Raw genomic sequence first — 26,346 nt, 5'->3', positions numbered from 1 at the left:
GATCCCGGCCAATGTGCCGTCACATCGTGCCAGCCGGAGTAACCTCTTGAAGCCTGAGAGGATCAAGTGTGGGAGCGGGCTTGCTCGCGAATGCGGTATGTCGGTTAATACAGGTGTCGACTGATCCACCGCATTCGCGAGCAAGCCCGCTCCCACATGGGTTTGTGTTCATTCAGTTAACCAAGGCTAACCATTCATGGGCAAAACCGTCGCCATCCTGATCTTCCCCGGCGTCCAATCACTGGACGTGACCGGCCCCATGGATGTGTTCTGCGAAGCCAACCGCTTTCTACCGTCGCAAGACCATTACCAACTGGAAGTGATCGGCTTCGGCCACGGCAGCATGGCCGCCTCCAACGGCCTCGCGTTGCAGGCGCACCGGCATTACAGCGAAGCGCTTGAGCCCTACGACCTGCTGCTGGTCGCCGGCGGCCCGCAGTTGCCCTTCGAAGACTTCGGCGCCGAGTTCGACGACTGGCTGCGCGGCGCCACCGCCCGCGCGCAACGTTTCGGCTCGATCTGCAACGGCGCCTTCATGCTGGCACGCGCGGGGCTGTTGGACGGCAAAACCGTCACCACCCACTGGAATGACGCAGCGGACCTGGCGCGCCTGTGCCCCACGGCTCAGGTCGACGCCGACCGCCTCTACGTGCAGGACGGCAATCTCTACACCTCGGCCGGGGTCACGGCGGGCATCGATCTGTCGCTGTATTTGTTGGCCCAGGATCACGGCCCGGAAGTCGCGTTGAGTGTGGCCAAGCGCCTGGTGGTGTTCACCCAGCGCTCGGGCGGGCAGTCGCAGTTCAGCCCGTTCCTGACACCCCATGCCGAAACCACCTCGGCGGTGGCGCTGGTGCAGCTGTACGTGTTGGCGAACCTGACGGGGGATTTGACCATTGCTGACCTGGCCAAGGCGGCCAATATGAGCGCGCGTAATTTCTCTCGGGTGTTTGCCCGAGAGGCGCGGATCACGCCAGCGGAGTTTGTCGAACGGGCGCGGGTCGACGCGGCGCGGGTCATGCTTGAAAGCAGCCCCGCACCGCTCAAGACCGTCGCCTATCAATGCGGCTTTCGCGACGCCCAGCACATGCGCAGTGTGTTCAACCGCCGGCTGGGCGTGACGCCGCAACAGTTCCGGCTTAACTTTGCGGCGCCGGTTTGAGGGTGTCGTAGGCTTCCAGGGCGCGCAGCGAGTAGATGTACGCCGCGCCCGCATTCAGCGAGATGGCGGTGGCCAGGGTTGCCGCGACTTCTTCGCGGGTGGCTCCAGCCTTGATCGCCGCGTCGGCATGCACGCCGATGCAGCCATCGCAGCGGGTGGTGATGGCCACGGCGATAGAGATCAGTTCACGGGTCTTGGCGTCGAGCACGTTGTTTTCTTCGGCGGCTTCGCCCAGCGCCATGTAGGCTTTGACCATCTTCGGGTTGCTCTTGCCCAGCGCGCCAAAGGCTTTCTTCACGGTAGGCAGCAAGTCGGACCAGTTATTGAACATTGCGGTAACTCCTGAACAGGTGTGGTGGGTGTGAAGCCAGTCTCTTCCGTTCGGAGGTAGCGTTATTGTTCAATCCGCTCATCTTTTTGACCGATGCTCGCAAATGAATTCGATCGACACGCTCATCGCGCTGGCCAACCTGCGCGGCAGTCTGGATCTACGCTGTCAATTCCAAGGGGACTGGGCCCTGGACCACTCGCCGGAGAGCCTCGGCGTGGCGCCTTACCACATTGTGCTCAGTGGCAACTGCCGCGCCGAGTTATCAGGCGGGCAGCAGGTGACGCTGGAGGAGGGCGATATTCTGCTGATGCCCGGCGGGGCCACCCATTTATTACGCAGCCAGGGCGCGCGCATCCGGCCGATGCAGCCCACGGTGATCGAGGGTGGCCTGCTCCCGGTGCATCGCCTGGGCGGCGACCGGCCGGACCTCGACATGCTTTGCGGCAGCTTCCACTACAACCGCCAGTCGTTGCTGCTCGGCGCGTTGCCGGAGTACCTGGTGGTGTCCAGCCGCGAGTGGCAGGGCGACGGCCAACTGGCAGCGTTGATTGCTCTGCTGCGCAGTGAAGCGGACAGCCAGCAACTGGGCGCGCGTTCCTTCATCGATGCGTTGTCGTCGGCGCTGTTCACCCTGATCCTGCGCACTTGGCTGGCGCGCCAGGCGCCCGTGGCCGGTACCTTCGCGCTGCTTGCCGATAAGCGCCTGAGCAAGGCCTGGCAGGCGATCCTGGCCGATCCGGGGCATGAGTGGACCATCGACAGCCTGGCGGTGGCTGCGACGATGTCACGCGCCACCTTCATGCGTGCGTTCGTGAAAGTCGCGGGCGTGTCGCCGTGGGTGCTGCTGACCCAGTTGCGCATGGAGCTGGCCTTCAACCTGTTGCGCCAGTCGCACCTGAGCCTGCTGGATATCGCCGCCCAGGTGGGTTACCAGTCCCAGGCGGCATTCAGCAAGAAATTCAAGGAAACCTATGGCGAGGCGCCGGGGCGCCTGCGGTCATCGGGCGGGTAGCATCTTGAGGGTGCCACGGGTGTTGGCGGTGACTTCCTCGTCAGTGAAGTGCGCCTGTTCGTAGCCGCCTTCGATGTAGGTTTCCGCCTGGTCGCCGTAATGCCGGTCAAACGGCACCCCGCTTTGGCCGACCGGGTTGATGGTCAACGCGTGGGCTGCGTCGGCGAAGTCGATCAGACGGCGGGTCGAAGGCCCGTAGGTGACGGGCCACGGTGCCGGGCCGATATTGGCCGATTGGTTATTTGGCACTTCGTGCGTGCCCGGCGCCGGGAACGGGCCGACATTGACGATCAGGTCCAAGGGTTTTTGCGAGCCCAGCGGGTGGCCGTGGGTCAGGGTGTGGGCCTTGCCCCATTGCCATTGGCTCGGGTCATCGCCGAAGGTGGCCTTGAGGTGCGCAAGGCTGTTATCCCAGGCGAGCTTGACGGTGTCGGCGCGCTTGCCGCCCCACCACGGTGAATCCGGCGCGGCGGCCAAGCGTGGCAAGGCAGCGTCGATCACGCGGGTACCGAGCAGGGTCTTGAACATGCCGTCGCCGAGTTTCGGGTGGAAGGCGGCGTCGGCCAGGTTGAACAGGAACTGGTTGAACAGCGTGGCGCTGGTCGAGTCCAGCGGGTAGTCACCCTTCCAGCTTGCAAGCTGTTCCACCAGTTTCAACTGCGCCGGGTCCTTGACCACCTCACGCAGCAACGGCAACAGCGGCGCCAGCAGGCGCGGGCCGAAGGCGGTGGTGGTGCCGAGCTGCAAGGCCTGGCTGTTATTCACATCCCACTTCACGCTCTTGTCGCTCAACTGCGCGTTCAACTGTTGACCACGGTCGGCCAGGTTGTAGTAACCGGGAATCTCCATGCCGGTCGGTGAGACCGGCTGGGCATTGGCTGACACCACGTAACCGCGCGCCGGGTTTTCTTCCTGGGGGTTGGCGCTGAAGGGGTAGAAGCCCAGCTTGTCGGCTTGGGCGGTGCTGCCGTCAAGGATAAACCCGGCGTTGACCCCGGCCGGCCGGATCGGCAACTGCGCCGCCGCCCACCAGCCGATATCGCCCTTGGCATTCGCCCATACAATGTTCAGCCCCGGCGCCGACACCTTGGCCGCCGCCGCACGGGCCTTCACCAGTGTGTCGGCGCGGTTTAGCTGGTAGAAGCCCTCAAGGATCGGGTTCTGGGTATCGAGAAATGCCCACCACATGGCAATCGGCGTCTTGCCGGCGTTTTCGCCCAGCACGTCATTGATGATCGGTCCGTGGGGCGATTGGCGCAGGGTCAACGTCACCGGCGCCTGGCCCTTCACCGCGATCTGTTGCTCGGTGCTGCTCATGTCGACCCAATGGTCGTGGTACCAGACCTGGTTGGGGTTATCCGGGTTGACCTTCTCGGCGATGAGGTCGAGGTCATCGTTCTGGAACATGGTCAGGCTCCAGCCGAAATCCAGGTTGTGCCCCAGGAACGCCACCGGCACCAGTGCATTGTGATAGCCATACAGCTCGAAACCCGGCGCCGACAACTGCGCCTCGTACCACACCGACGGCACCGAGAAACGGATGTGCGGGTCACCGGCGAGCAAAGGCTTGCCGCTCTTGGTACGGTTGCCGCTGATGGCCCAGGCGTTGCTGCCTTCGAACTGCGGCAGGCCGTTGTCGGCCAGGGCCTGTTCGCTCAGGGAGGCGAGGGCGCCGAGGGCCTGCCAATCGCTGGTGGCGAGGTTGAGGGCGCCTTTGGGTTGCCAGTCCAGGTCAAAGACTTTCAGGTAGTCGCTGCCCAGTTGGTCGCGGATGTAGGTCAGCACGGGCTCGGTACGAAACGCGGCGGCAAAGCTGTAGGCCATGTACCCGGCGACGCTGATGGTGTCCTCGGCGGTAAACGGTCGCTTGGGGATGCCCAGCATGTCGAACTCCATCGGGCTGGCGTGGCTGTCCTGATACTGGTTGATCCCGTCCAGATAGGCTTGCAGGGCCTTCCAATGCGCCGATTCGTGGTCGAGTTGCGCCACATAGGTGGCCGCACGGTCGCGAATGCGCAGGCTGCGGAACAGCTTGTCGGTGTCCAGCACCTTGGGCCCCAGCACCTCGGCCAGCTCGCCACGGGCCAGGCGCCGCATGATCTCCATCTGGAACAGTCGGTCCTGGGCGTGCACGTAGCCCAGGGCGCGGTACAGGTCGGTTTCGTTCTCGGCTTGGATGTGCGGTACACCACGGTCGTCGTAACGCACCGTGACCGAGCCTTGCAGGTTGGCCAGTGTGACCGTGCCCTGGCGGGTGGGCTGCTTGCTGTAAACGTACCAACCGGCGCCGAGGGCGACCAGTACGACAAGAACCGCGAGAACCCGCAAGACGCGCTTCATGAACATTCCTTACCAAGAGTGGGGTGGCGAGTTACGAGCCTTTTGGCCACGAACAATAGCAGCCCACCGCCAGGGTGTGCGTGGCATTTACCTCGCGTCCTGTTTCAAGGGCCTTCAAGATCGGCTCGATAAAACTGTTGCTGGAATTACACGTGAGGCCTTCGCTGTAGGGCCCGAAATACGCGAGCTTGCCGCTGCGATCCCAGATACCCACGGCCGGGCTGGCCGGCACCTGCTCGGCGCCGGGCAGGGCGGCGAGGGTTTTCATGCGGCGCAGGTTGTCGGGCAATTGGCCGTGGCTGCCGGGCTTTTGCAGCGCGTAGAACTCTACGCCTTGGGGCGCGTACTGCTCGATCAGCTCGCCCAAGTGCTGCTGGTTGCCGACGTTGCACGGGCACGCCGGGTCCCAGAAGTGCACCAGGCGAATCGGGCCGGGGCCGGCAAGGTCGGCGGGCAGCTTCAACGGGTCGCCGGAAAACACCGCCGTGTGCTCGCTGAAGGCGCGCAGGTAGCGGCCCTGGAACCAGTCATACGCCGCCCACAGCACGCCGGCGCAGATCACCAGGATCAGGCTCGCGAACAAGGCGGTGCGGTAGGGCTGTCGCATTCAGATGTATCCTCGAAGGTCGCGTAGCTTGCCATGCTTGTCCTGACAGATGAATATCGCAGCTCGATATTCATCTTTGCCGCAAGTCTGGAAGCCTTTATGCCCGTTACCTTTGACCCTGATCATCTGCGCGAAAGCTTGCGGCCCCTGGTGGATGCGCAACCGCTTTCAGCCGAGGCGCGGGTCTACCAGCGTTTTTACGGTCTGGACCAGGCCGCGAGCCGCCTGGGGCGTTTCGAGGTGGAGGGTTTTGAGGTGGTGGCCCAGGTGTGGTGGCCGCAATCGCCGGTGGCGACGATGTTCATGTTCCATGGCTTCTACGACCACATGGGGCTGTACCGTCATGTGGTGAAGTGGGCGCTGGAGCAAGGCTTCGTGGTGATCGCCTGCGATTTGCCGGGGCATGGCCTGTCCAGTGGCGTGCGTGCCAGCATCGATGATTTTGCGGTGTATCAACAGGTGGTGAATGCGCTGTTCACCCAGGCGCAAGTGCTGCAACTGCCGCAACCCTGGCACCTGTTCGGGCAAAGCACCGGCGGCGCGGTGGTGGTGGATCACCTGCTCAACCATGGCGCCGACAGCCCGGCCCAGGGCAAGACTTTCCTGCTGTCACCCCTGGTGCGGCCGCGTGCCTGGGGGTGGTCGCAGGTCAGCTATTACCTGCTGCGTCCTTTCGTCAAAGGCATTGCGCGGCGATTCAGCGAGAACACCCACGATCCGGCGTTCAAGCCGTTCCTGGAAGCCGACCCGCTTCAGCCGCGCCAACTGCCGACTGCCTGGGTCGGCGCTTTGGCGCGCTGGATCAAACGCATCGAAGCCGCACCGCGCAGCACCCGGCGGCCGGTGATTGTTCAAGGCGAGGAAGACATGACGGTGGACTGGCAGCACAACCTGCAGGTGTTACGCGGCAAGTTCGACCAGCCCGAGGTGCTGATGCTGCCGCGTGGCAGGCATCATCTGGCCAATGAGATTCCGGAGATTCGCGAGGTGTATTTCAAGTACCTCACCGACCGTGTGTGATGGCGATCAGGGCGCCAGGCTTGAGGTGCTCTGGCCGACTGCCAGTCCGGCGCGAATGGCAGCGAGAGCCGCCTGGTAATATGCCTTACCCTCCGGTGACTCGGCAAACGTCGCGAATTCTTCCAGCTCCGGGTCGGACAAATCCCGATAGACGTACAGCAGCGTGTTGTTCAGATCCTTGTCGATCTGCTGCATCAACCGCTCACGCTGGCCGTTCAACATGCCTTGGGCCTGCCCACCGCCCAGCAGGCCGGGAATCATCTGGCTCAAGCTATCGGCCGCGACTCCGGCAATCGCCAGGCTGACTTCCGCGCCGGCTTCTCGGGCTGGCAGGGCTTGGGCCAGGTGGCCGATGATCAGGCTACGAGTCGCGTCGGCGTCGATTTTCGGCAGGCCCTGGGCGTTTTTCGCCAGTTGATCACGGCGCGTGGCGAGCAACTCGGCGGCGACAATCTTGCGGCCCAGGGGCGATTGGAAAAACGCCAGGGCCGGCTTGGGATCCGCCAGATTCTTGCGCAATTGCGCTTCGGCACGCTGGTCCACAGCCTGGGCGGCGAAGCGTTTATTGCTGTTGTCCACCAGCGCCTGGTACACCGCCGGTGGCAAGCTGTTGCGGTAGCGCTGCTGGGCGGCACTGAGGGCATCATTGAAATGCGCACGTTGTTCGGCCCAGCCGGCGACCTTGTACAACTGGTCATGGCCGTCTGCCCAGGCGGGCAAAACGCAGAACATCAGCAAGGAAAAAAACAAACGACGCATATGGACTCCTGTCAGTCGGCCACTATTGTCCGTGTCGGGCGTAGGATTTGTCGAGAAGTCCTATCAGTCACCTGACTAAAGTGCAGTCAGACGCTCGGCGGCTCTGTCGGATTCACAGGCGTATGGATACTATGCGCGCCATGCAAATACCCCTCGATCACCCCTTGCTGCAACGTATTGTCGACGACCTGGCCGAAAAGGGCTGGTCCCGGCAGGACGGCTTCCTGCCCCAGGCTCTGACCCTGGAACTGGCGGCTGAGTGCCGTAAACGTGCAGCCGAGGGTGAACTGGCCCCGGCGGCGGTAGGGCGTGGCCCGGCCCAGGAGATTCGCGAAGGCATTCGCGGTGACCATATCCAGTGGCTGGAGGACGGTGACGCGGCGGTCTGCGACACCTACATGGCGCTGATGGACAGCCTGCGTTTGGCGATGAACCGTGGCCTGTTCCTAGGCCTGGAAGATTTCGAAAGCCATTTCGCGATGTACCCACCGGGAGCGTTCTACCTCAAGCACCTGGACCGTTTCCGCGACGATGACCGGCGCATGGTTTCGGCGGTGATTTACTTGAACGACGCCTGGCTGCCCGAGCACGGCGGCCAATTGCGCATGTACCTCAAGGACGGCGTCGAATACGATGTGGTGCCCACCGGCGGTTGCCTGGTGGTGTTCCTGTCGGGCGAAGTGCCCCACGAAGTCATGCCCGCCACGCGCGAACGCCTGTCCCTTACCGGCTGGTTTCGTCGGCGGGGCAACGAGCCGTTCTGAACATGGAAAAAATACTGATCAGCCGCTGCCTGCTGGGGCACAAGGTGCGCTACGACGGTGGCGCCAGTGGGCCGTTTGACCAACTCGCGGTGTGGCAAGCCGAAGGGCGGGTGGTGGCGATCTGCCCGGAAGTGTCGGGTGGTTTGCCGACGCCTCGACCTGCTGCCGAAATTCCAGGCGGGCAAGGCGTGGATGTCTGGGAGGGCCGCGCCCAGGTGCTCACCGCCGAGGGCGAAGATTTCAGCGCGGCGTTCCTTGAGGGGGCGCGCCAGGCTTTGGCGCTGGTGCAGCGCCACAACATCCGCATCGCCGTGCTCAAGGCCAATAGCCCGTCGTGCGGCAACCTGCTCACCTATGACGGCACGTTTTCGGGTGTGAAAGTGAGTGGCGAAGGTGTGACGGCGGCGCTGCTGAGGCAGCATGGCGTTCAGGTATTCAGTGAATTGCAATTGCCCGAAGCCGCCGCCGCCCTGGCGCACCGCTGATTATTGGGCTTTGGCCACCGGCTCGGTTTCCAACCATTTCTGCGCCAAGGCCTTCAACCGGCCATCCGCCTTCACGCGCTGCAACGCTTTGTCCAGGCTCGCCTTGAACGCTGGATTGCCCTTCTGAAAGGGAATCGCCAGCGCCGGCTCCTCGTTGTAAAGCTCACTGAAATCGAACCGATCCTGCAACGCGGCAGTCATAGCGATATGGTTGATGGCCACGTCGTATTTGCCGGTTGCCACGCCTGGGAGCAGGTCGCCGTCATCGGTGGTGATGAAGGAGGGGCGCACGTCCATTTCCTTGGCCAGTTGCTCGCCCAGTTCCACTTCGAAGCCGGTGAGTTTGTCGCCTTCCTTGAAATTGTACGGTGGGGTGTTGGCTTCAAGGGCGATGCGCAGTTCGCCACGGTCGAATACATCATCGACCAGTTCGGCATGAGCCAAAGGGCTCAGAAGGGGCAGCAACAGTAACAGGCCAGGCGAAAAGCGCATGGTCACTCCTAGAGATTTTTAATGTGCGAGGCGCCGTTCAGCATCGCTTTGCTATGGTGTTGAGTGCCTTGGACAGCAATTTGTCGCGAAGTTGTCATAACCCTACAGATTTCACAGAAAAACTGGAGAAGCGAATGAAAGCCCTTTTGTCCCGTGCAACCCTTGCCAGCCTGTTGCTGGGTGCCTCGATGTTGGCGAATGCTGCTGATGTCCCTCGTACGCCTGCTCCCAAAGGCGCCGAGGTGTTTATCGTCTCGCCCAAAGACGGCGCAACCGTCGACAAAACCTTCACCGTCAAGTTCGGCGTCAAGGGCCTGGACCTGGAACCGATCGACAAGCAAGTACCGGGCGCCGGCCATCACCACCTGCTGGTCGACCAGGACGTGACGTCGCTCAAGGCCGACGAAGCCATTCCAGCCACGGCCACGTCGATTCACTTCGGCAAGGCGCAAACCGAGACCGAGCTGACCCTCGCACCTGGCAAGCACACCTTGCAGTTGGTGGCGGGCGATAACGTGCACCGCCAGTTCGAGCCCACTGTAGTCTCGAAAGTGATCACGGTTAACGTTAAGTAAGATTTGTTCAGATGCAAAAAAGGGAGCCCCGAGGGGCTCCCTTTTTCATGTTGCGGCGAAACCTTAGAACAACACGCGGCTACGAATCGTACCGTTGATGTGCTGCAGCTTCTCTTGCGCCAGGTCCGAGTACTCGGCGTCGACGTCGATCACCACGTAGCCGACCTTCTCGTTGGTCTGTAGGAACTGACCGGAGATGTTGATGCCGTTTTCCGCGAAGACCTTGTTGATCTCCATCATCACGCCAGGGATGTTCTGGTGGATGTGCAGCAGACGGTGCTTGCCAGGGTGAGCCGGCAGGGCCACTTCCGGGAAGTTCACCGACGACACCGACGTACCGTTGTCGCTGTACTTGACCAGCTTCTCCGACACTTCCAGGCCAATGTTGGCCTGCGCTTCAGCGGTGGAACCGCCGATGTGCGGGGTCAGGATCACGTTGTCCAGGCCACGCAACGGGCTCTCGAAGATGTCGTCGTTGGAGCGCGGCTCCACCGGGAACACGTCGATGGCGGCGCCGATCAGGTGCTTGTCCTTGATCGCGTCGGCCAGGGCGTCGAGCTCGACCACGGTGCCACGGGCAGCGTTGATCAGGATGCCGCCTTTCTTGATGGCACGGATTTCCTTCTCGCCGATCATCCACTGGGTCTCAGCGGTTTCCGGAACGTGCAGGGTCACGATGTCGGACATGCCCAACAGCTCGGTCAGGCTGGCCACTTGCGTGGCGTTGCCCAATGGCAGCTTGGTCAGGGTGTCGTAGAAGAACACCTGCATGCCGAGGCCTTCGGCCAGGACCGACAACTGAGTACCGATCGAGCCGTAACCGACGATACCCAGCTTCTTGCCACGGATTTCGAAGGAGTTGGCTGCGCTCTTGATCCAGCCGCCACGGTGGCAGGAAGCGTTCTTCTCAGGAATGCCGCGCAACAACAGGATGGCCTCGGCCAGCACCAGTTCCGCAACGGAACGGGTGTTGGAGTACGGTGCGTTGAACACCGCGATGCCGCGCTCGCGCGCTGCGTTGAGGTCGACCTGGTTGGTGCCGATGCAGAAACAGCCGACCGCCACGAGTTTCTTGGCGTGATCGAAGATCTCTTCGGTCAGCTGAGTGCGGGAGCGAATGCCGATGAAGTGCGCGTCGGCGATCTTTTCCTTGAGTTGGGCTTCCGGCAGAGAACTGGTGATGTACTCAATGCTGGTGTACCCGGCGGCTTTCAGAACGTCGACAGCCGATGGGTGGACGCCTTCCAGAAGAAGGAACTTGATCTTGCTCTTATCGAGAGAAGTCTTGCTCATCTGCGTAAACCTGTATCCCGGAGAAAAATGGCAGGGAATCGAGCAGCACAAGCTGACCCGGACGGCAGGAAAGCCGTCACCGCAGAAACGCCCTTGGGCTCTGTCCTGCGGGGGCGGTATGCTAGCATACGCGCCCCGCAAACACTCATTCCTGCGACGTGAAGCGTTCTCAGGATGACCATGAATTGTTCGAGAGTTCTGTCGATGACCCATCCTGCCCTGATTGATGAGCTAAAGACCCTGGTTGAGCCCGGCAAAGTGCTGACCGATGCAGACTCCCTGGAGGCTTACGGCAAGGATTGGACCAAGCACTTCGCACCCGCGCCGACCGCCATTGTCTTCCCCAAGACCACTGAGCAGGTCCAGGCCATTGTGCGTTGGGCCAATACCCACAAGGTGGCGCTGGTGCCATCGGGCGGGCGTACCGGCTTGTCCGCCGCTGCCGTGGCGGCGAATGGCGAAGTGGTCGTGTCGTTCGACTATATGAACCAGATCCTCGACGTGAACCTCACCGACCGCACCGCCGTGTGCCAGCCGGGCGTGGTCACCAAGCAATTGCAGAACGTCGCTGAAGAAAAAGGCCTGTACTACCCGGTGGACTTCGCATCGTCCGGTTCCAGCCAGATTGGCGGCAATATCGGCACCAATGCCGGCGGGATCAAGGTGATTCGCTACGGCATGACCCGCAACTGGGTGGCCGGCATGAAAGTCGTCACCGGCAAGGGTGACGTACTGGAACTGAACCGCGACCTGATCAAGAACGCCACCGGCTACGACATGCGCCAGCTGTTCATCGGCGCTGAAGGCACCCTCGGCTTTGTGGTCGAAGCCACCATGCGTCTGGACCGTGCGCCGAAAAACCTCACCGCCATGGTGCTCGGTACGACTGACTTCGATTCGATCATGCCGGTCTTGCACGCGTTCCAGAGCAAGCTGGACCTGACTGCCTTCGAATTTTTCTCCGACAAGGCCCTGGCCAAGGTCATGGGCCGTGGCGACGTGCCGGCCCCGTTCGAAACCGAGTGCCCGTTCTACGCGCTGCTGGAATTCGAAGCCACCACCGAAGAAGTCGCCAACCACGCCCTGGAAACCTTCGAGCATTGCGTCGAGCAGGGCTGGGTGCTGGACGGCGTGATGAGCCAGAGCGAAACCCAACTGCACAACCTGTGGAAACTGCGCGAGTACATCTCCGAAACCATTTCCCACTGGACCCCGTACAAGAACGATATCTCGGTCACCGTCTCCAAAGTGCCGGCGTTCTTGAAGGAAATCGATGCGATCGTCGGCGAACACTACCCCGACTTCGAAATCGTCTGGTTCGGCCACATCGGTGACGGCAACCTGCACCTGAACATCCTCAAGCCGGAAAACCTGAGCAAGGACGAGTTCTTCGCCAAGTGCGCCACCGTGAACAAGTGGGTGTTTGAAACCGTCGAGAAGTACAACGGCTCGATCTCCGCCGAACACGGCGTAGGCATGACAAAGCGTGACTACCTGACTTACAGCCGCTCGCCGGTTGAAATCGAATACATGAAGGCCGTCAAAGCCGTGTTCGACCCGAACGGGATCATGAACCCTGGCAAGATCTTCGCTGTTTAATCGCCCTGAAGGAGTCGTTCCATGAGCTACCAGCACAAGTATGTCGACGGCACCAACATCCACTTTCCGGTCGGTAAAGTGGTGTGTATCGGGCGTAACTACGCCGAACACGCCAAGGAACTGGACAACCCGGTGCCGACCGAGCCGCTGCTGTTCATCAAGCCGGGCAGCTGCGTGGTGCCATTGGAAGGTGGTTTCAGCATCCCAACCGAGCGCGGTTCGGTGCACTACGAGGCGGAAATCGCGGTATTGATCGGCAAGCCGTTGTCGACCAAGCCCAGCCGTGAAGAAGTGCTCGACGCCATTTCCGGCTTCGCCCCGGCCCTGGACCTGACGCTGCGCGACAAACAGGCTGAGCTGAAAGCCAAGGGCCTGCCGTGGGAAATCGCCAAGTCCTTCGATGGTGCGGCGGTGATCGCGCCGTTCGTGGTGGGCAGCACCTTCCCGGACGTGGCTGATATCGGCATCCGCCTGAGCATCAATGGCGAAGTGCGCCAGGATGGCAACAGCGCGCAGATGCTCAACCCGATCATCCCGATGATCCAGCACATGGCCGGCTGCTTCTCGCTGCAAGCGGGCGATGTGATCCTCACCGGCACCCCGGCTGGCGTGGGCCCGCTGAATGTGGGCGATGAGCTGGTGTTGGAACTGTCGGGCCAGAATCGCTTCGAAAGCAGCGTTCGCTGACGAAACGCAGTAAAAATGTGGGAGCGGGCTTGCTCGCGAATGCGGTGGATCAGTCGCCTAATACATTGACTGACACTCCGCCTTCGCGAGCAAGCCCGCTCCCACATTGGATTGCATGCATCCAGCTACCCGGCTTTTGCATTTTTTTCACACGCCATCCGGATAATCCCCAGCCTCTTGCGCGCAGGCCTGTCATTCCTGTGCTATCACCTAACGCTGACTTTCCGGAAAAAGCGCCCAATGGCCGTGTCCTTGCCCTCCGCTACACCCAAGCCGCGTTCTCGCTTTGCCTTGCGCTGGTATTCCTGGCTGTTGCTGGTGGGGGTGATCTCCTATGGCGTTGCCTGGGCCATGCACTGGGATGATCGCGGTGTGCTGTGGGTGCTGGAGCGTTTCGAAACGCCGGCCGAACGCCAGGAAAGCGTCTGGCTGCCGGACTACCAGGCGGTGATCGACGGTAAGCCTTTACCGGGCATGGAGAAGGACGAAGCTTCCGACGTCTCCTACAACCCTCAGACCAAAACCCTGTTTTCCGTGATGGGCAAGAACCCGTTCCTCGCTGAGTTGAGCCTGCAAGGCGACGTGCTGCGCAAGATGCCGCTCAACGGTTGGGATAACCCGGAAGGCGTGACGGTGATGGAAAACGGCTTGATCGCCGTGGTCGATGAGCGCCAGCACACACTGACCATCGTCAAGGTCGATGCCACCACCGTGGCGTTGAATAAGGCCGATTTCCCGAGTTATGACCTGGGCCCGTCCAAGGACCAGAACAAAGCCTTTGAAGCTATTACCTGGGACAAGCGCAACCAACAACTGGTGCTGGGCGAGGAGCGCCCGCCGGCGTTGTTCACCTGGAAAAGCGACGGCGGTGCGACCCTGTCTGGCGATAAGCAGAAGCTGGCCAGCAAGGAATTGGACATGCGTAACCTCTCGGCCCTGGCCGTCGACCCGCGCACCGGGCATTTGCTGGTGCTGTCGGCCGACTCGCACCTGCTGCTGGAGCTGGACGAGAAGGGCGAGCAAGTCAGCTTCATGACCCTGCTCGGTGGTTTCAATGGTCTCAAACACACCATTCCTCGAGCGGAAGGCGTGACCATGGACGAGAACGGCACGCTGTACATCGTCAGTGAACCCAACCTGTTCTATCGTTTTGAAAAACAGAAATAACGGACAGTTTACGTCGGATAGTTCTCTATCAGCGGCATTCGCCAGACACCGGGGCGCGTTTAAGTTTAAATTCAGACAGGCGTGATATTCATTCGCCACTTTTGAATTTGAGCCCCCCTGATGCGACGACTAGCCCGCCCCAAACCGATGCTCTTTATGCTTGCGCTGATCGTCCTGATCGGCGCCGGGGTCGTTGCGCAGCACTTTCGGCTGTTCGAGCGCGCCTGGTTCAACTGGCAAGTGTGGCGCCAGCCAGCGAATGAGCGCTCCATCGGCCTGGCGGATTATCAGGTCGCCGTGGAAGCCCGGGTGATCGAAGGGCTTAATGACGATGTGTCGGCCCTCACCTACGACCCTATCCGTAAAAGCCTGTTTACCGTCACCAATCAAAACGCCGAACTGATCGAGCTGTCCCTGGAGGGCAAGATCCTGCGGCGCATTCCTTTGGTCGGGTTTGGCGACGCCGAGGCCGTGGAGTACATCAGCGAGAACATCTACGTCATCAGCGATGAGCGTCAGCAGCGCTTGATCAAGGTGCATGTGGACGACGACACCCAATTCCTCGACGCCGCGGATGCGGAGCAGATGACCCTGGGCCTGCATGTTGGCGGCAACAAGGGCTTTGAGGGCCTGGCCTATGACTCGGTGGGCAAGCGCCTGTTCGTGGCCAAGGAGCGCGACCCGATGTTGATCTACGAGATCCACGGCTTCCCCCACTTCAAACCGGAAAAAACCTACTCGGTACACGTGGTCAACAACCCCAAGCGTGATGCCGGATTGTTTGTGCGTGACCTGTCGAGCCTGCAATACGACGAGCGCAGCGGCCATCTGCTGGCGCTGTCGGATGAATCGTTCCTGGTGCTGGAACTGGATATCGACGGTCGCCCGTTGAGCAGTCTGTCACTGCTGAACGGGCGCCATGGCCTGAAAAAGCGGCTGCCTCAGGCGGAAGGGATCGCGATGGACGATGACGGTAACCTCTACCTCACCAGCGAGCCGAACCTGTTTTACGTATTCAGGAAGCCTTGAGGGTTTTCACGCCTTCAGCGGTGCCCAGCAACAGCACATCCGCTGGGCGCGCTGCGAACAGGCCGTTGGTGACCACACCGACGATCGCGTTGATCTGAGTTTCCAGCTCAACCGGATTAGTGATCTGCATGTTGAACACGTCGAGGATGATGTTGCCGTTGTCGGTCAACACGCCTTCGCGGTACACCGGGTCGCCGCCCAGTTTCACCAGCTCGCGGGCCACGTGGCTGCGGGCCATCGGGATCACTTCCACCGGCAGCGGGAACGCGCCGAGTACCGGCACCAGCTTGCTGGCGTCGGCGATGCAGATAAAAGTCTTGGCCACAGCCGCGACGATTTTCTCGCGGGTCAGGGCTGCGCCGCCGCCTTTGATCAGGTTCAGGTGTTCGTCGCTTTCATCGGCGCCGTCGATGTAGAACTCCAGGTCGCTCACGGTGTTGAGCTCGTACACCGGGATGCCATGGCCTTTCAGGCGCGCGGCGGTGGCTTCGGAGCTGGCCACGGCGCCGTCGAACGCGCCTTTATGCTGGGCCAGTGCGTCGATGAAGCAGTTGGCAGTGGAGCCGGTGCCGACACCGACGATGCTCTTGTCGTCGAGTTTAGGAAGGATTAAATCGACAGCGGCCTGGGCCACTGCCTGTTTGAGTTGATCCTGGGTCATGCGGGCTCCGGAACGGGCGGGGAGTTAACGAGGGGCGCGAGTATAACCCAACAAAACCTCTGGATTCGTGTGGTCGCCCGGCCAAAAGCCGGGTTAGACTCCTTGGCCCTGCCAAACCGTGAAAGTAGATGCCCGCCAATGCTTGAACAGTACGTCAAAAAGATCCTCACCTCGCGCGTTTACGACGTTGCCGTAGAAACCCCGTTGCAGACCGCCCGCCAGCTCTCCGAGCGGCTGGGCAACCAGGTCTGGCTCAAGCGTGAAGACTTGCAGCCGGTGTTCTCGTTCAAGATTCGCGGCGCCTATAACAAGTTGACCCAGCTGACGGCTGAGGAGCGCGCACGCGGCGTGGTCACGGCGTCGGCGGGCAACCATGCCCAGGGCCTGGCCCTGGCGGCCAAGGTGCTGGGGGTCAAGGCCACTATCGTGATGCCCAAGACCACTCCCGAGATCAAGGTCGAAGGTGTGCGCTCGCGTGGCGGCAAAGTGGTGTTGCATGGTGATTCCTTCCCGGAAGCCCTGGCCTACTCGCTGAAACTGGTCGACGAAAAAGGCTACGTCTACATTCACCCCTACGATGATCCACACACCATTGCCGGGCAGGGCACCGTGGCGATGGAAATCCTGCGCCAGCACCCGGGGCCGCTGGACGCGATTTTCGTTCCGGTGGGCGGCGGCGGGCTGATTGCCGGGATTGCGGCGTACGTGAAGTACCTGCGTCCGGACATCAAGATCATCGGCGTCGAGCCGGACGACTCCAATTGCCTGCAAGCCGCGCTGGCGGCAGGCGAGCGCGTGGTGTTGCCGACTGTTGGTATCTTTGCCGATGGCGTGGCAGTGGCGCAGATCGGCCAGCACACGTTTGATATCTGCAAAGACTATGTCGACGAAGTGATCACCGTGAGCACCGATGAGATCTGTGCGGCGATCAAGGACATCTACGACGACACCCGTTCCATCACCGAGCCGGCAGGGGCATTGGGTGTGGCGGGGATCAAGAAGTACGTCGAGACCCGTGGCGTGACCGGGCAGACCCTGGTGGCCATCGACTCCGGCGCCAACGTCAACTTCGATCGCTTGCGCCATGTGGCCGAGCGCGCCGAGTTGGGTGAGGGCCGCGAAGCCATCATCGCCGTGACCATCCCCGAGAAACCCGGCAGCTTCAAGGCGTTTTGCGAGGCCGTGGGCAAGCGCCAGATCACCGAATTCAACTACCGCTTCCACTCCGGCAGCGAGGCGCACATCTTTGTCGGCGTGCAGACCCACCCGGAAAATGACCCGCGCAGCGCACTGATCGCCAGCCTGACAGGCCAGGGTTTCCCGGTGCTGGACCTGACCGAGAACGAACTGGCCAAGTTGCACATCCGCCATATGGTCGGCGGCCATGCGGCCCACGTCAGCAATGAAGTGGTGTTTCGCTTCGAATTCCCGGAGCGTCCGGGGGCCTTGTTCAACTTTCTTAACAAATTGGGCGGGCGCTGGAACATCTCGATGTTCCACTATCGCAACCACGGCGCAGCCGATGGCCGTGTGGTCGCCGGCCTGCAAGTACCGGCGGACGAGCGTCATCTGGTACCGGCGGCCCTGGAAGCCATTGGCTACCCGTACTGGGATGAAAGCGATAACCCGGCCTACAAACTGTTCCTCGGTTGAGCGACTACGCTGATTGGGGCGGCCTTTAAGGAAGACGAGACATGGAAACCCTGATCACCCTGAAAGTTATCCACATCGCGGCCACGGTATTGCTGCTGCTTAGCGGCCTGGGCCTGGCGATACTGGCCTGGCGCAAACGCAGCGCGGGTCCGGCGGTGACCGTGCAGCGCCCGTGGGCGTTCGTCTGGTTGTTGATGGGCGTGTGTGTGGTGAGCATGCCGTTTACCGGTTGGTGGCTGGTGCACCTGGTCGGCTGGCCGCTGGGGCAGACCTGGATTCTGGGTTCCAGCCTCCTCTATACCGTGGCGGCGCTGGCCTGGTTCTGGCTGGTGGCGCGCCTCAATCGCCTGCGCAAGGGCGAGGGCGGTAGCCTGAACTTCACGCTGGTGCTGGCGGTGGTCAGCCTGGTGGGGTTCGTCGCGATTGCCGGGTTGATGGGTGCCAAGCCCGTCTAGATGAGCGCTTACCTGCTGCTGAAAACCCTGCATATCCTGTCGTCGACCGTCCTGTTCGGGCTGGGCGCGGGCTCGGCTTACTACGCGATGCGCGCCTGGCGCACGGGCAATGTGGAAGTGATCGCCGCAACCTTCAAGCACCTGGTGTTCGCCGACTGGGCGTTTACCGCGACCACGGCGGTGTTCCAGCCACTGAGCGGGATCGGCTTGATGCACCTGGCAGGGTGGTCGTTGCAGCAGAGCTGGCTGCAGTGGACGTTCGGCTTGTATGTATTGGCGGGGATCTGCTGGCTGCCGGTGGTGTGGCTGCAGATTCGGGTGCACAGGATGGCGGAGCAGACACTGCGGGACGGCACGGCGATGCCGATCAAGGCCGCGACCTATATGCGCTGGTGGTTTGGCCTGGGGTGGCCGGCGTTTTTGGCGTTCATGGTGATTTTCTATCTGATGGTGGCCAAGCCGATGTAAGGCTTTTGTGGTGAGCGGGCTTGCCCCGCGCTGGGGCGCGAAGCGGCCCCAATGAGGACGCCGCATTTTTCCAGATAGAACCGACCAGCAGGTTTTGGGGCTGCTGCGCAGCCCGGCGCGGGGCAAGCCTGCTCACCACGGTCATCAGCTTCGCAGTGTGATCACCGGCCAGCCACGCTTCTCGGCTTCAGCCCGTAGATTCGGATCCGGATCCACCGCCACCGGATGAGTCACCTGCTCCAGCAGCGGCAGGTCATTCATCGAGTCACTGTAGAAGTAGCTGTCTTCCAGGCTGTACCCGGTCTCTTCCAGCCAACGGTTCAAGCGCGTCACCTTGCCCTCGCGAAAGCACGGCACGTCAGTGCTGCGCCCGGTGTAGCGGCCGTTTTCCATCTCGCATTCGGTGGCGATCAAGGTTTCCACGCCCAGGCGTGCGGCAATCGGCGCGGTGACGAAACGGTTGGTGGCGGTGATGATCACCAGCTTGTCACCGGCGGCGCGGTGCTTGGCCAGCAGTTCAACCGCCAGGGGCAGCATCAGCGGCTCGATGCAGTCGCGCATGAAATCATTGTGCCACTCGTCCAGCTGAGCCATCTCGGTACGGCCGAGGATTTCCAGGCTGAAGTTCAGGTAGGCGGCGTTGTCGAGCTTGCCGGCCAGGTAATCCTGGTAGAACTCGTCGTTGCGGGCCTTGTAGGCGATCGGGTCGAGAATCCCGCGTTCACAGAGGTAATCGCCCCAGGCGTGATCGCTGTCACCGCCGAGGAGGGTGTTGTCCAAGTCGAATAAAGCCAGGCGCATTGCAGTTACTCGCTGAAATGTCTGTAAAAAGGCGTCCAGAATACGGTCTTTTCACAAGAGTGCACATAAGGTAAGAAGCCTCGTTGCCGCTTCATCAACCTTTGTGGAACAATGCGGCGACATGCGTTTGCGAGGTTGTTGCCGTGATCGACCCCGATGGTTTCCGTCCTAATGTCGGGATTATTCTTACGAATGATGCCGGACAGGTGCTATGGGCTCGCCGAATCAACCAAGATGCCTGGCAGTTTCCTCAAGGCGGAATCAACCCCGACGAAACCCCTGAAGACGCCTTGTACCGTGAGTTGAATGAAGAAGTCGGCCTTGAGCGCGAAGATGTACAGATTCTGGCCTGTACCCGTGGCTGGTTGCGCTATCGTTTGCCGCAACGCCTGGTGCGTACCCACAGCCAACCGCTGTGCATCGGCCAGAAGCAGAAATGGTTTCTCCTGCGCCTGATCTCCAACGAGCAGCGGGTGCGGATGGATTTGACCGGTAAACCGGAGTTCGATGGTTGGCGCTGGGTCAGCTATTGGTACCCGTTGGGCCAGGTGGTGACATTCAAGCGCGAGGTTTATCGTCGCGCTCTCAAAGAGCTTGCCCCGCGCCTTTTAGCGCGCGACTGACGACGGAGTTCGACCCCGAGCCATGCTCAATACGCTGCGCAAGATCGTCCAGGAAGTTAACTCCGCCAAGGATCTCAAGGCGGCGTTGGGGATTATTGTGTTGCGCGTCAAGGAAGCCATGGGCAGCCAGGTCTGCTCGGTTTACCTGCTGGACCCCGAGACCAACCGTTTTGTGCTGATGGCCACCGAGGGCTTGAACAAGCGCTCGATCGGCAAGGTCAGCATGGCGCCCAATGAAGGTCTGGTGGGCCTGGTGGGGACGCGTGAAGAACCCCTGAACCTTGAAAACGCGGCCGATCACCCGCGTTATCGCTACTTTGCCGAAACCGGCGAAGAGCGTTACGCCTCGTTCCTCGGTGCACCGATCATTCACCACCGCCGTGTCGTCGGCGTGTTGGTCATTCAGCAAAAAGAACGCCGCCAGTTCGACGAAGGTGAAGAAGCCTTCCTCGTGACCATGAGCGCGCAGCTCGCAGGCGTAATCGCCCACGCCGAAGCCACCGGCTCGATTCGCGGCCTGGGGCGTGAAGGCAAGGGCATCCAGGAAGCCAAGTTCGTCGGCGTGCCAGGTTCGCCGGGCGCGGCTGTCGGTACGGCAGTGGTCATGTTGCCGCCGGCAGACCTGGATGTGGTGCCGGACAAGACCGTCAACGACATCGACGCTGAAATCAAACTGTTCAAGACCGCCCTCGAAGGCGTGCGCGCCGACATGCGCAACCTGTCGAACAAGCTGGCCACCCAGCTGCGCCCCGAAGAGCGTGCGCTGTTCGACGTGTACCAGATGATGCTCGACGACGCGTCGTTGGGTAACGAAGTCAAGACGGTGATCAAGACCGGCCAGTGGGCCCAGGGCGCACTGCGCCAGGTGGTCACCGATCACGTCAACCGTTTCGAAATGATGGATGACGACTACCTGCGTGAGCGGGCCTCGGATGTGCGCGACCTCGGTCGCCGTCTGCTGGCCAAGCTGCAGGAAGACCGCACCACCAACCTGGTTTACCCCGACAACACCATCCTGGTCAGTGAAGAGCTGACCGCCACCATGCTCGGCGAAGTGCCAGAGGGCAAGTTGGTGGGCCTGGTCTCGGTACTGGGTTCGGGCAACTCCCACGTTGCGATCCTGGCGCGTGCCATGGGCATCCCGACGGTGATGGGCCTGGTCGACCTGCCGTATGCCAAGGTCGACGGCATCGGCATGATCGTCGATGGCCATCGCGGTGAAGTGTTCACCAACCCCAGCGAAGTGTTGCGCAAGCAATACGCCGAGGTGGTTGAAGAAGAGAAGCAGCTGGCGCTGGGCCTCGATTCCTTGCGCGAACTGCCGTGTGTAACCACCGATGGTCACCGCGTGCCGTTGTTGGTCAATACCGGCCTGCTGGCCGACGTGGCCCGAGCGCAACAGCGCGGCGCCGAAGGGGTGGGGCTGTACCGCACCGAAGTGCCGTTCATGATCAACCAGCGTTTCCCGAGCGAGAAGGAGCAGCTGGCGATTTATCGCGAGCAACTGCAGGCCTTCCACCCGTTGCCGGTGACCATGCGCAGCCTGGACATCGGCGGCGACAAGTCACTGTCGTATTTCCCGATTAAAGAGGACAACCCGTTCCTCGGCTGGCGCGGAATTCGCGTCACCCTCGACCATCCCGAAATTTTCCTCGTACAGACCCGCGCCATGCTCAAGGCCAGCGAAGGTCTGAACAACCTGCGCATCCTGCTGCCGATGATTTCCGGCACTCATGAGCTTGAAGAGGCGCTGCACCTGATCCACCGCGCCTGGGGCGAAGTACGCGACGAAGGCGCCGACGTACCGATGCCGCCAATTGGCGTGATGATCGAAATCCCTGCAGCGGTGTACCAAGCCAAGGAACTGGCGCGGCAGGTGGACTTCCTGTCAGTGGGTTCCAACGACCTGACCCAATACCTGCTGGCCGTGGACCGTAACAACCCACGGGTGGCCGACCTCTACGACTACCTGCACCCGGCGGTGCTGCAAGCCCTGCAACACGTGGTGCGCGACGCCCATGCCGAAGGCAAGCCGGTGAGTATCTGCGGTGAAATGGCCGGCGACCCGGCGGCGGCAGTGCTGTTGATGGCGATGGGTTTTGACAGCCTGTCGATGAACGCCACCAACTTGCCAAAGGTGAAGTGGATGCTGCGCCAGGTTGAGTTGAGCATGGCCAAGGACTTGCTGGCGGAGTTGATGACCATCGACAACCCGCAAGTTATCCACAGCTCGTTGCAGTTGGCACTGAAGAATTTGGGGCTGACGCGGATGATCAACCCAGCGTCGGCGAAAACCTTGTAGCCGACAAAGATCAAAATGTGGGAGCGGGCTTGCTCGCGAATGCGGTGTATCAGTCACACATCCGGCGCCTGACACACAGTATTCGCGAGCAAGCCCGCTCCCACATTGGTTTTGTGGCGTGCTAGATATTGAGCTCGACCTCACCCAAGCGCCCACCATGCGGTCCAAAACTGCGCTCCACCATCCGCCGCGACCCGTCAGCATTCACAATCAACGCCGTACTTGCCCGCGTCCCATAACTTGGACTGGCAATAAACACGCTCGATAACAAACTCTCCGTCGCCAACCCCACCCCGGTGTCCGGCAGGTCTGCAAACGGCGCCGTCTGCGGATCGCTCAAAATCCCCAACAAGGCTTCCGGCTGCGGATCATCCAGCACCGCACTCAGCGCCGCCTTGGCCTTGAGCAGCTTGGGCCACGGCGTATCCAGCCCGGCGTTGGACAACCCATACACTCCGGCCTCCAATCGCGTCGGCTCAGTGTGGTTGGCGTTGTAATGCCACAGCTCATCGCGCGTGCCGATCAGCAGGTTAAACCCGGCATATTCAATCGAACGGCCGTTAACGTCGGCCAAATACTGCTCAATCGGCAGCGAGCCGCTGAGAAATCGCGCAACCAACTCACCACGGGATTTGCGGGCCGGTGGCTGGTGCGGGTCACGGATATTGGTCAGGGCGGCAAAGCGCCCATCGGCATTCACCCCCAGCCAGGTGCCGCCTGCCTCCTGATCACGGCCGGCGTAGACCTCGGGCGAATCCAGCCACTGGGCCAGCGGCAGGCTGGGGCGGGCGTAGAACTCATCGCGGTTGGCCGCGACGATCAGCGGCTGGGCGTGGCCCGGCCGCCAGGCGAAAACAATCAGGCACATCAGGCGATCCCTTTTGTGTTTTTAGCCACTCTACCCACTCGAGTCGAGGCGTTCCATCGTATCCAGTTGGGTCGCATGCCTTCCATCCGTTAACATGCCGGACTTGGTTCGGGGGCTCCCATGGAATTTCTGCTGTATTTGCTGCTCGGCGCCTGTGCGGGTGTACTCGCCGGGCTGTTTGGCGTGGGCGGCGGGATCATCATCGTGCCGGTGCTGGTGTTCAGCTTCACCTTGCAGGGCTTCGACCCGCAGGTGCTGACCCACCTGGCCGTGGGCACTTCGCTTGCGACCATCATCTTTACCTCGGTGAATGCCGTGCGTGAGCACCACCGACGGGGCGCGGTGCGTTGGCCGATCTTTGTGTGGATGACCGTGGGCATCCTGATCGGCGCGGGCTTTGGCGCATTGACCGCCGAGGCGATTTCCGGCCCGCACCTGCAAAAGATCATCGGTGTATTTGCCTTGCTGGTAGCCGTTCAACTGGCACTGGACGTCAAGCCCAAGGCCAGCCGAACGGTGCCGGGCAAGTTTGGCCTGACCGTCGCCGGTACGTTTATCGGCTGGGCTTCGGCGATTTTCGGGATTGGCGGCGGCTCGCTGACCGTGCCGTTTTTGACCTGGCGCAGCGTGCCGATGCAACAGGCGGTGGCCACTTCATCGGCCTGCGGCCTGCCGATTGCGCTGGCCAGTGCATTAAGTTTCATGATTCTGGGCTGGCATGACCCGCTGTTGCCCGCTCATAGTCTAGGGTTCGTGTATTTGCCGGCGCTGCTGGGCATTGCCCTGACCAGCATGGTGTTTGCCCGCTTCGGCGCACGCTTGGCGCATAAGCTGTCGCCGCGTTTGCTGAAACGGCTATTCGCCGGACTGCTGTTCTGTGTCGGCTTAAACTTTTTGCTTTAAAGAATTTGGATAATGCAGGCTTAATCGCGGCCCGGCATGGTCCCGGGCGCTATAACGAATGATTAACGAGGAGTCGCAATGCTGCCTTACCCGCAGATCGACCCGGTGGCCCTGGCCATCGGTCCGCTGAAAATCCACTGGTATGGGTTGATGTACCTGATCGGCATCGGCGGTGCCTGGTTCCTGGCTTCCCGCCGCCTGAACCGGTTCGACCCGACCTGGACCAAGGAGAAGCTCTCCGACCTGATTTTCTGGCTGTCGATGGGCGTGATTGTCGGCGGACGCCTGGGGTATGTGCTGTTCTACGACCTCTCCGCGTACATAGCCAACCCGACGCTGATATTTGAAGTGTGGAAGGGCGGCATGGCGTTCCACGGCGGCTTTATCGGCGTGATGATCGCCGCCTGGTGGTTCGGTCGCCGCAACGGCAAGTCGTTCTTCCAGCTGATGGACTTCGTCGCACCGATGGTGCCGATCGGCCTGGGCGCAGGGCGCATTGGTAACTTCATCAACGCCGAGTTGTGGGGCAAGCCGACCGACGTGCCGTGGGCCATGGTGTTCCCACCGTTCAGCGACCCGGCGCAACTGCCGCGCCACCCGTCGCAGCTTTATCAGTTCGCGTTGGAAGGCGTGGCGCTGTTCCTTATCCTGTACATCTTTTCGCGCAAGCCTCGCCCGACCATGGCGGTTTCCGGCATGTTCGCGCTGTTCTACGGGATCTTCCGCTTTATCGTCGAGTTCGTGCGCGTGCCGGATGCACAATTGGGCTACCTGGCGTTCGGTTGGGTGACCATGGGTCAGATCCTCAGCTTGCCGATGATCCTCGGTGGCCTGGGCTTGCTGTGGTGGGCGTACAATCGCCCGCAGCCGCTGAAGAACACCGCGCTTTAAATTCGAATGCCGAGGCGGTTGCGCAGCCTCGGCTTCAACGATACGGGTAAAAAAATGAAGCAATATCTCGAGCTACTGAACGACGTCGTGACCAATGGATTGACAAAGGGCGATCGCACCGGCACCGGCACCAAGGCCGTGTTTGCCCGTCAGTATCGGCATAACTTGGCCGACGGCTTCCCGCTGCTGACCACCAAGAAGCTTCACTTCAAAAGCATTGCCAACGAGCTGATCTGGATGTTGAGTGGCAACACTAACATCAAGTGGCTCAACGAGAACGGCGTGAAAATCTGGGACGAATGGGCCACCGAAGACGGCGACCTGGGCCCGGTGTACGGCGAACAGTGGACCGCCTGGCCGACCAAGGACGGCGGCACGATCAACCAGATCGACTACATGGTCCACACGCTGAAGACCAACCCCAACAGTCGGCGCATCCTGTTCCACGGCTGGAACGTCGAGTACCTGCCCGACGAGACCCAGAGCCCGCAGGAAAACGCGCGCAACGGCAAGCAAGCCCTGCCGCCGTGCCACCTGCTGTACCAGGCGTTTGTGCACGACGGTCACCTGTCGATGCAGTTGTACATCCGCAGCTCTGACGTGTTCCTCGGCCTGCCGTACAACACCGCCGCGCTGGCCTTGCTCACCCATATGCTGGCCCAGCAGTGCGACCTGATTCCTCACGAGATCATCGTCACCACCGGCGACACCCATGCCTACAGCAACCATATGGAACAGATCCGCACCCAGCTGGCGCGCACGCCGAAGAAGCTGCCGGAGCTGGTGATCAAGCGCAAACCGGCGTCGATCTACGATTACAAGTTCGAAGACTTCGAAATCGTCGGTTACGACGCCGACCCAAGCATCAAGGCCGACGTGGCGATCTGATCAATGCCCATGGCTGCGCCCTACATGTGAGGGCTCAGCCTCGCTGGCTGCCACACTCCCGCTGACTTCCAGCCGCTGCAAAATCCCACACTCCGGTCCGCCACCACAACGTTGGCGCAGGTCCAGCAATTGCTCCTGCAACGCCAACAGCCCATCGATCCGCGCTTTTACATGGTGGATATGCTCATCAATCAACGCATTCACGTTTTCGCACTGGTCCTGGGGGCTGTCGCGCAAGCCCAGCAGGCTGCGGATTTCTTCCAGGGTCATGTCCAGGCTGCGGCAGTTACGGATAAACACCAGTCGCTCGGTGTGCGCCTGGGTGTAGACGCGGTAATTGGCGTCGGTGCGCGCCGGGGGTGGCAGCAGGCCTTCCTTCTCGTAGTAACGGATGGTTTCCACCGGGCAGTCGGTCAGTTTGGCCAGTTCGCCGATCTTCATCGCAGCAATCTCCAAATGGGTGCTTGACCCTATAGTGGCTACAGGGTCTTTACTTGGCAACAGGCACCTT

At 61.4% G+C, this 26,346-nt stretch carries 28 protein-coding genes; 18 read left to right on the top strand and 10 right to left on the bottom strand.

The window, feature by feature from the left end:
• The first annotated feature begins 196 nt into the window (after window positions 1–196).
• Window positions 197–1,162 carry a GlxA family transcriptional regulator gene (locus HX823_RS05485; RefSeq protein WP_177074322.1) on the top strand — a complete coding sequence of 322 codons (966 nt, stop codon included), beginning with the start codon at window positions 197–199 and terminating at the stop codon, window positions 1,160–1,162.
• Here the strand turns inward: HX823_RS05485 and HX823_RS05480 are convergent.
• Complete coding sequence (locus HX823_RS05480) at window positions 1,140–1,493, bottom strand: carboxymuconolactone decarboxylase family protein (protein WP_016973032.1); 354 nt, start codon at window positions 1,491–1,493, stop codon at window positions 1,140–1,142. The genes HX823_RS05485 and HX823_RS05480 overlap by 23 nt on opposite strands.
• Window positions 1,494–1,596: 103 nt before the next feature.
• Here HX823_RS05480 and HX823_RS05475 point away from each other — a divergent pair, with 103 nt between their 5' ends.
• Complete coding sequence (locus HX823_RS05475; protein ID WP_177074321.1) at window positions 1,597–2,505, top strand: AraC family transcriptional regulator; 909 nt, start codon at window positions 1,597–1,599, stop codon at window positions 2,503–2,505.
• On the opposite strand, the gene HX823_RS05470 is transcribed toward HX823_RS05475, so the two are convergent.
• Both HX823_RS05470 and HX823_RS05465 read right to left on the bottom strand, forming a co-directional pair.
• Window positions 2,491–4,845 (bottom strand): penicillin acylase family protein, encoded by a 2,355-nt coding sequence (locus HX823_RS05470; protein ID WP_177074320.1) that lies wholly within the window; start codon window positions 4,843–4,845, stop codon window positions 2,491–2,493. The two genes, HX823_RS05475 and HX823_RS05470, sit on opposite strands and share 15 nt — an antisense overlap.
• A 31-nt stretch (window positions 4,846–4,876) precedes the next feature.
• A complete protein-coding gene (locus tag HX823_RS05465; protein ID WP_038850692.1) occupies window positions 4,877–5,452 on the bottom strand; it encodes a DUF6436 domain-containing protein in 576 nt (191 codons plus the stop codon).
• Window positions 5,453–5,551: 99 nt separating this feature from the next.
• On the opposite strand from HX823_RS05465, the gene HX823_RS05460 reads away from it, so the two are divergent.
• A complete protein-coding gene (locus HX823_RS05460; protein WP_038850689.1) occupies window positions 5,552–6,472 on the top strand; it encodes an alpha/beta hydrolase in 921 nt (306 codons plus the stop codon).
• 6 nt (window positions 6,473–6,478) lie between these two features.
• Here the strand turns inward: HX823_RS05460 and HX823_RS05455 are convergent, their stop codons facing one another.
• Window positions 6,479–7,231, bottom strand: coding sequence for a DUF2059 domain-containing protein (locus HX823_RS05455; RefSeq protein WP_177074319.1), 753 nt, complete (start codon window positions 7,229–7,231; stop codon window positions 6,479–6,481).
• A gap of 131 nt (window positions 7,232–7,362) precedes the next feature.
• Here HX823_RS05455 and HX823_RS05450 point away from each other — a divergent pair, with 131 nt between their 5' ends.
• Window positions 7,363–7,995 (top strand): 2OG-Fe(II) oxygenase, encoded by a 633-nt coding sequence (locus HX823_RS05450; RefSeq protein ID WP_025999959.1) that lies wholly within the window; start codon window positions 7,363–7,365, stop codon window positions 7,993–7,995.
• A 2-nt stretch (window positions 7,996–7,997) separates the two neighbouring features.
• Window positions 7,998–8,480, top strand: coding sequence for a DUF523 domain-containing protein (locus HX823_RS05445; protein ID WP_133075495.1), 483 nt, complete (start codon window positions 7,998–8,000; stop codon window positions 8,478–8,480).
• Here the strand turns inward: HX823_RS05445 and HX823_RS05440 are convergent, their stop codons facing one another.
• Window positions 8,481–8,972 (bottom strand): transporter substrate-binding domain-containing protein, encoded by a 492-nt coding sequence (locus HX823_RS05440; protein WP_038850686.1) that lies wholly within the window; start codon window positions 8,970–8,972, stop codon window positions 8,481–8,483.
• Window positions 8,973–9,106: 134 nt separating this feature from the next.
• Between HX823_RS05440 and HX823_RS05435 the strand changes: the two genes are divergently transcribed.
• The gene (locus HX823_RS05435) at window positions 9,107–9,547 is read left to right on the top strand and encodes a DUF4399 domain-containing protein (RefSeq protein ID WP_177074318.1); all 441 of its coding nucleotides are present in this window, start codon (window positions 9,107–9,109) and stop codon (window positions 9,545–9,547) included.
• A 63-nt stretch (window positions 9,548–9,610) separates the two neighbouring features.
• On the opposite strand, the gene serA is transcribed toward HX823_RS05435, so the two are convergent.
• Window positions 9,611–10,840, bottom strand: a complete 1,230-nt coding sequence (serA, locus tag HX823_RS05430; RefSeq protein ID WP_003195214.1) for a phosphoglycerate dehydrogenase — start codon at window positions 10,838–10,840, stop codon at window positions 9,611–9,613.
• Window positions 10,841–11,044: 204 nt separating this feature from the next.
• Here serA and HX823_RS05425 point away from each other — a divergent pair, with 204 nt between their 5' ends.
• The 4 genes from HX823_RS05425 (at window position 11,045) to HX823_RS05410 (ending at window position 15,322) form a co-directional block, all read left to right on the top strand.
• Window positions 11,045–12,439: an FAD-binding oxidoreductase gene (locus HX823_RS05425; protein ID WP_016979015.1), complete on the top strand. Its 1,395-nt coding sequence runs from the start codon at window positions 11,045–11,047 to the stop codon at window positions 12,437–12,439.
• A gap of 21 nt (window positions 12,440–12,460) precedes the next feature.
• Complete coding sequence (locus HX823_RS05420) at window positions 12,461–13,126, top strand: fumarylacetoacetate hydrolase family protein (RefSeq protein WP_038850681.1); 666 nt, start codon at window positions 12,461–12,463, stop codon at window positions 13,124–13,126.
• A 240-nt stretch (window positions 13,127–13,366) separates the two neighbouring features.
• Window positions 13,367–14,293 carry an SdiA-regulated domain-containing protein gene (locus HX823_RS05415; protein ID WP_177074317.1) on the top strand — a complete coding sequence of 309 codons (927 nt, stop codon included), beginning with the start codon at window positions 13,367–13,369 and terminating at the stop codon, window positions 14,291–14,293.
• Between the two features lie 120 nt (window positions 14,294–14,413).
• Window positions 14,414–15,322 (top strand): SdiA-regulated domain-containing protein, encoded by a 909-nt coding sequence (locus HX823_RS05410; protein ID WP_177074316.1) that lies wholly within the window; start codon window positions 14,414–14,416, stop codon window positions 15,320–15,322.
• Here the strand turns inward: HX823_RS05410 and rpiA are convergent.
• Entirely contained in the window at window positions 15,309–15,983 is a 675-nt protein-coding gene (gene rpiA / locus HX823_RS05405; RefSeq protein ID WP_016979019.1) for a ribose-5-phosphate isomerase RpiA, read from the bottom strand. The two genes, HX823_RS05410 and rpiA, sit on opposite strands and share 14 nt — an antisense overlap.
• Window positions 15,984–16,121: 138 nt before the next feature.
• Between rpiA and ilvA the strand changes: the two genes are divergently transcribed.
• Genes ilvA through HX823_RS05390 form a run of 3 tightly spaced genes read left to right on the top strand, consistent with a single transcriptional unit; the run spans window position 16,122 to window position 18,559 of the window.
• Window positions 16,122–17,636, top strand: a complete 1,515-nt coding sequence (gene ilvA / locus HX823_RS05400; protein WP_038850677.1) for a threonine ammonia-lyase, biosynthetic — start codon at window positions 16,122–16,124, stop codon at window positions 17,634–17,636.
• 41 nt (window positions 17,637–17,677) lie between these two features.
• Complete coding sequence (locus HX823_RS05395) at window positions 17,678–18,091, top strand: DUF2269 family protein (protein ID WP_028618349.1); 414 nt, start codon at window positions 17,678–17,680, stop codon at window positions 18,089–18,091.
• Entirely contained in the window at window positions 18,092–18,559 is a 468-nt protein-coding gene (locus HX823_RS05390) for a DUF2269 domain-containing protein (protein WP_177074315.1), read from the top strand.
• A 144-nt stretch (window positions 18,560–18,703) separates the two neighbouring features.
• On the opposite strand, the gene HX823_RS05385 is transcribed toward HX823_RS05390, so the two are convergent.
• The gene (locus tag HX823_RS05385; RefSeq protein WP_177074314.1) at window positions 18,704–19,360 is read right to left on the bottom strand and encodes an HAD family phosphatase; all 657 of its coding nucleotides are present in this window, start codon (window positions 19,358–19,360) and stop codon (window positions 18,704–18,706) included.
• 143 nt (window positions 19,361–19,503) lie between these two features.
• Between HX823_RS05385 and HX823_RS05380 the strand changes: the two genes are divergently transcribed.
• Both HX823_RS05380 and ptsP read left to right on the top strand, forming a co-directional pair.
• On the top strand, window positions 19,504–19,983 hold the full coding sequence (locus tag HX823_RS05380; protein WP_003176750.1) for an RNA pyrophosphohydrolase: 480 nt from the start codon (window positions 19,504–19,506) through the stop codon (window positions 19,981–19,983).
• Between the two features lie 22 nt (window positions 19,984–20,005).
• Window positions 20,006–22,285 carry a phosphoenolpyruvate--protein phosphotransferase gene (ptsP, locus tag HX823_RS05375; RefSeq protein ID WP_177074313.1) on the top strand — a complete coding sequence of 760 codons (2,280 nt, stop codon included), beginning with the start codon at window positions 20,006–20,008 and terminating at the stop codon, window positions 22,283–22,285.
• Window positions 22,286–22,406: 121 nt separating this feature from the next.
• On the opposite strand, the gene HX823_RS05370 is transcribed toward ptsP, so the two are convergent.
• Window positions 22,407–23,153, bottom strand: a complete 747-nt coding sequence (locus HX823_RS05370; protein WP_177074312.1) for an NRDE family protein — start codon at window positions 23,151–23,153, stop codon at window positions 22,407–22,409.
• Window positions 23,154–23,273: 120 nt separating this feature from the next.
• Between HX823_RS05370 and HX823_RS05365 the strand changes: the two genes are divergently transcribed.
• The 3 genes from HX823_RS05365 to HX823_RS05355 all read left to right on the top strand — a co-directional run bounded on the left by HX823_RS05365 (window position 23,274) and on the right by HX823_RS05355 (window position 25,835).
• Complete coding sequence (locus HX823_RS05365) at window positions 23,274–24,056, top strand: sulfite exporter TauE/SafE family protein (protein ID WP_038850667.1); 783 nt, start codon at window positions 23,274–23,276, stop codon at window positions 24,054–24,056.
• Window positions 24,057–24,134: 78 nt separating this feature from the next.
• Window positions 24,135–24,947, top strand: a complete 813-nt coding sequence (gene lgt / locus HX823_RS05360; RefSeq protein WP_010207296.1) for a prolipoprotein diacylglyceryl transferase — start codon at window positions 24,135–24,137, stop codon at window positions 24,945–24,947.
• 54 nt (window positions 24,948–25,001) lie between these two features.
• Window positions 25,002–25,835 (top strand): thymidylate synthase, encoded by an 834-nt coding sequence (locus HX823_RS05355; protein ID WP_025999960.1) that lies wholly within the window; start codon window positions 25,002–25,004, stop codon window positions 25,833–25,835.
• Here HX823_RS05355 and cadR read toward each other — a convergent pair whose 3' ends face one another.
• The gene (gene cadR, locus HX823_RS05350; RefSeq protein WP_016979028.1) at window positions 25,836–26,276 is read right to left on the bottom strand and encodes a Cd(II)/Pb(II)-responsive transcriptional regulator; all 441 of its coding nucleotides are present in this window, start codon (window positions 26,274–26,276) and stop codon (window positions 25,836–25,838) included.
• Window positions 26,277–26,346: the final 70 nt, after the last annotated feature.

The sequence above is a fragment of the Pseudomonas sp. P7759 genome (assembly GCF_013386445.1).
Taxonomy (GTDB): Bacteria; Pseudomonadota; Gammaproteobacteria; order Pseudomonadales; family Pseudomonadaceae; genus Aquipseudomonas; species Aquipseudomonas azotoformans_A.
The sequence above is the reverse complement of the archived record's forward strand: the minus strand, read 5'-3'. Positions and strand labels throughout refer to the sequence as shown.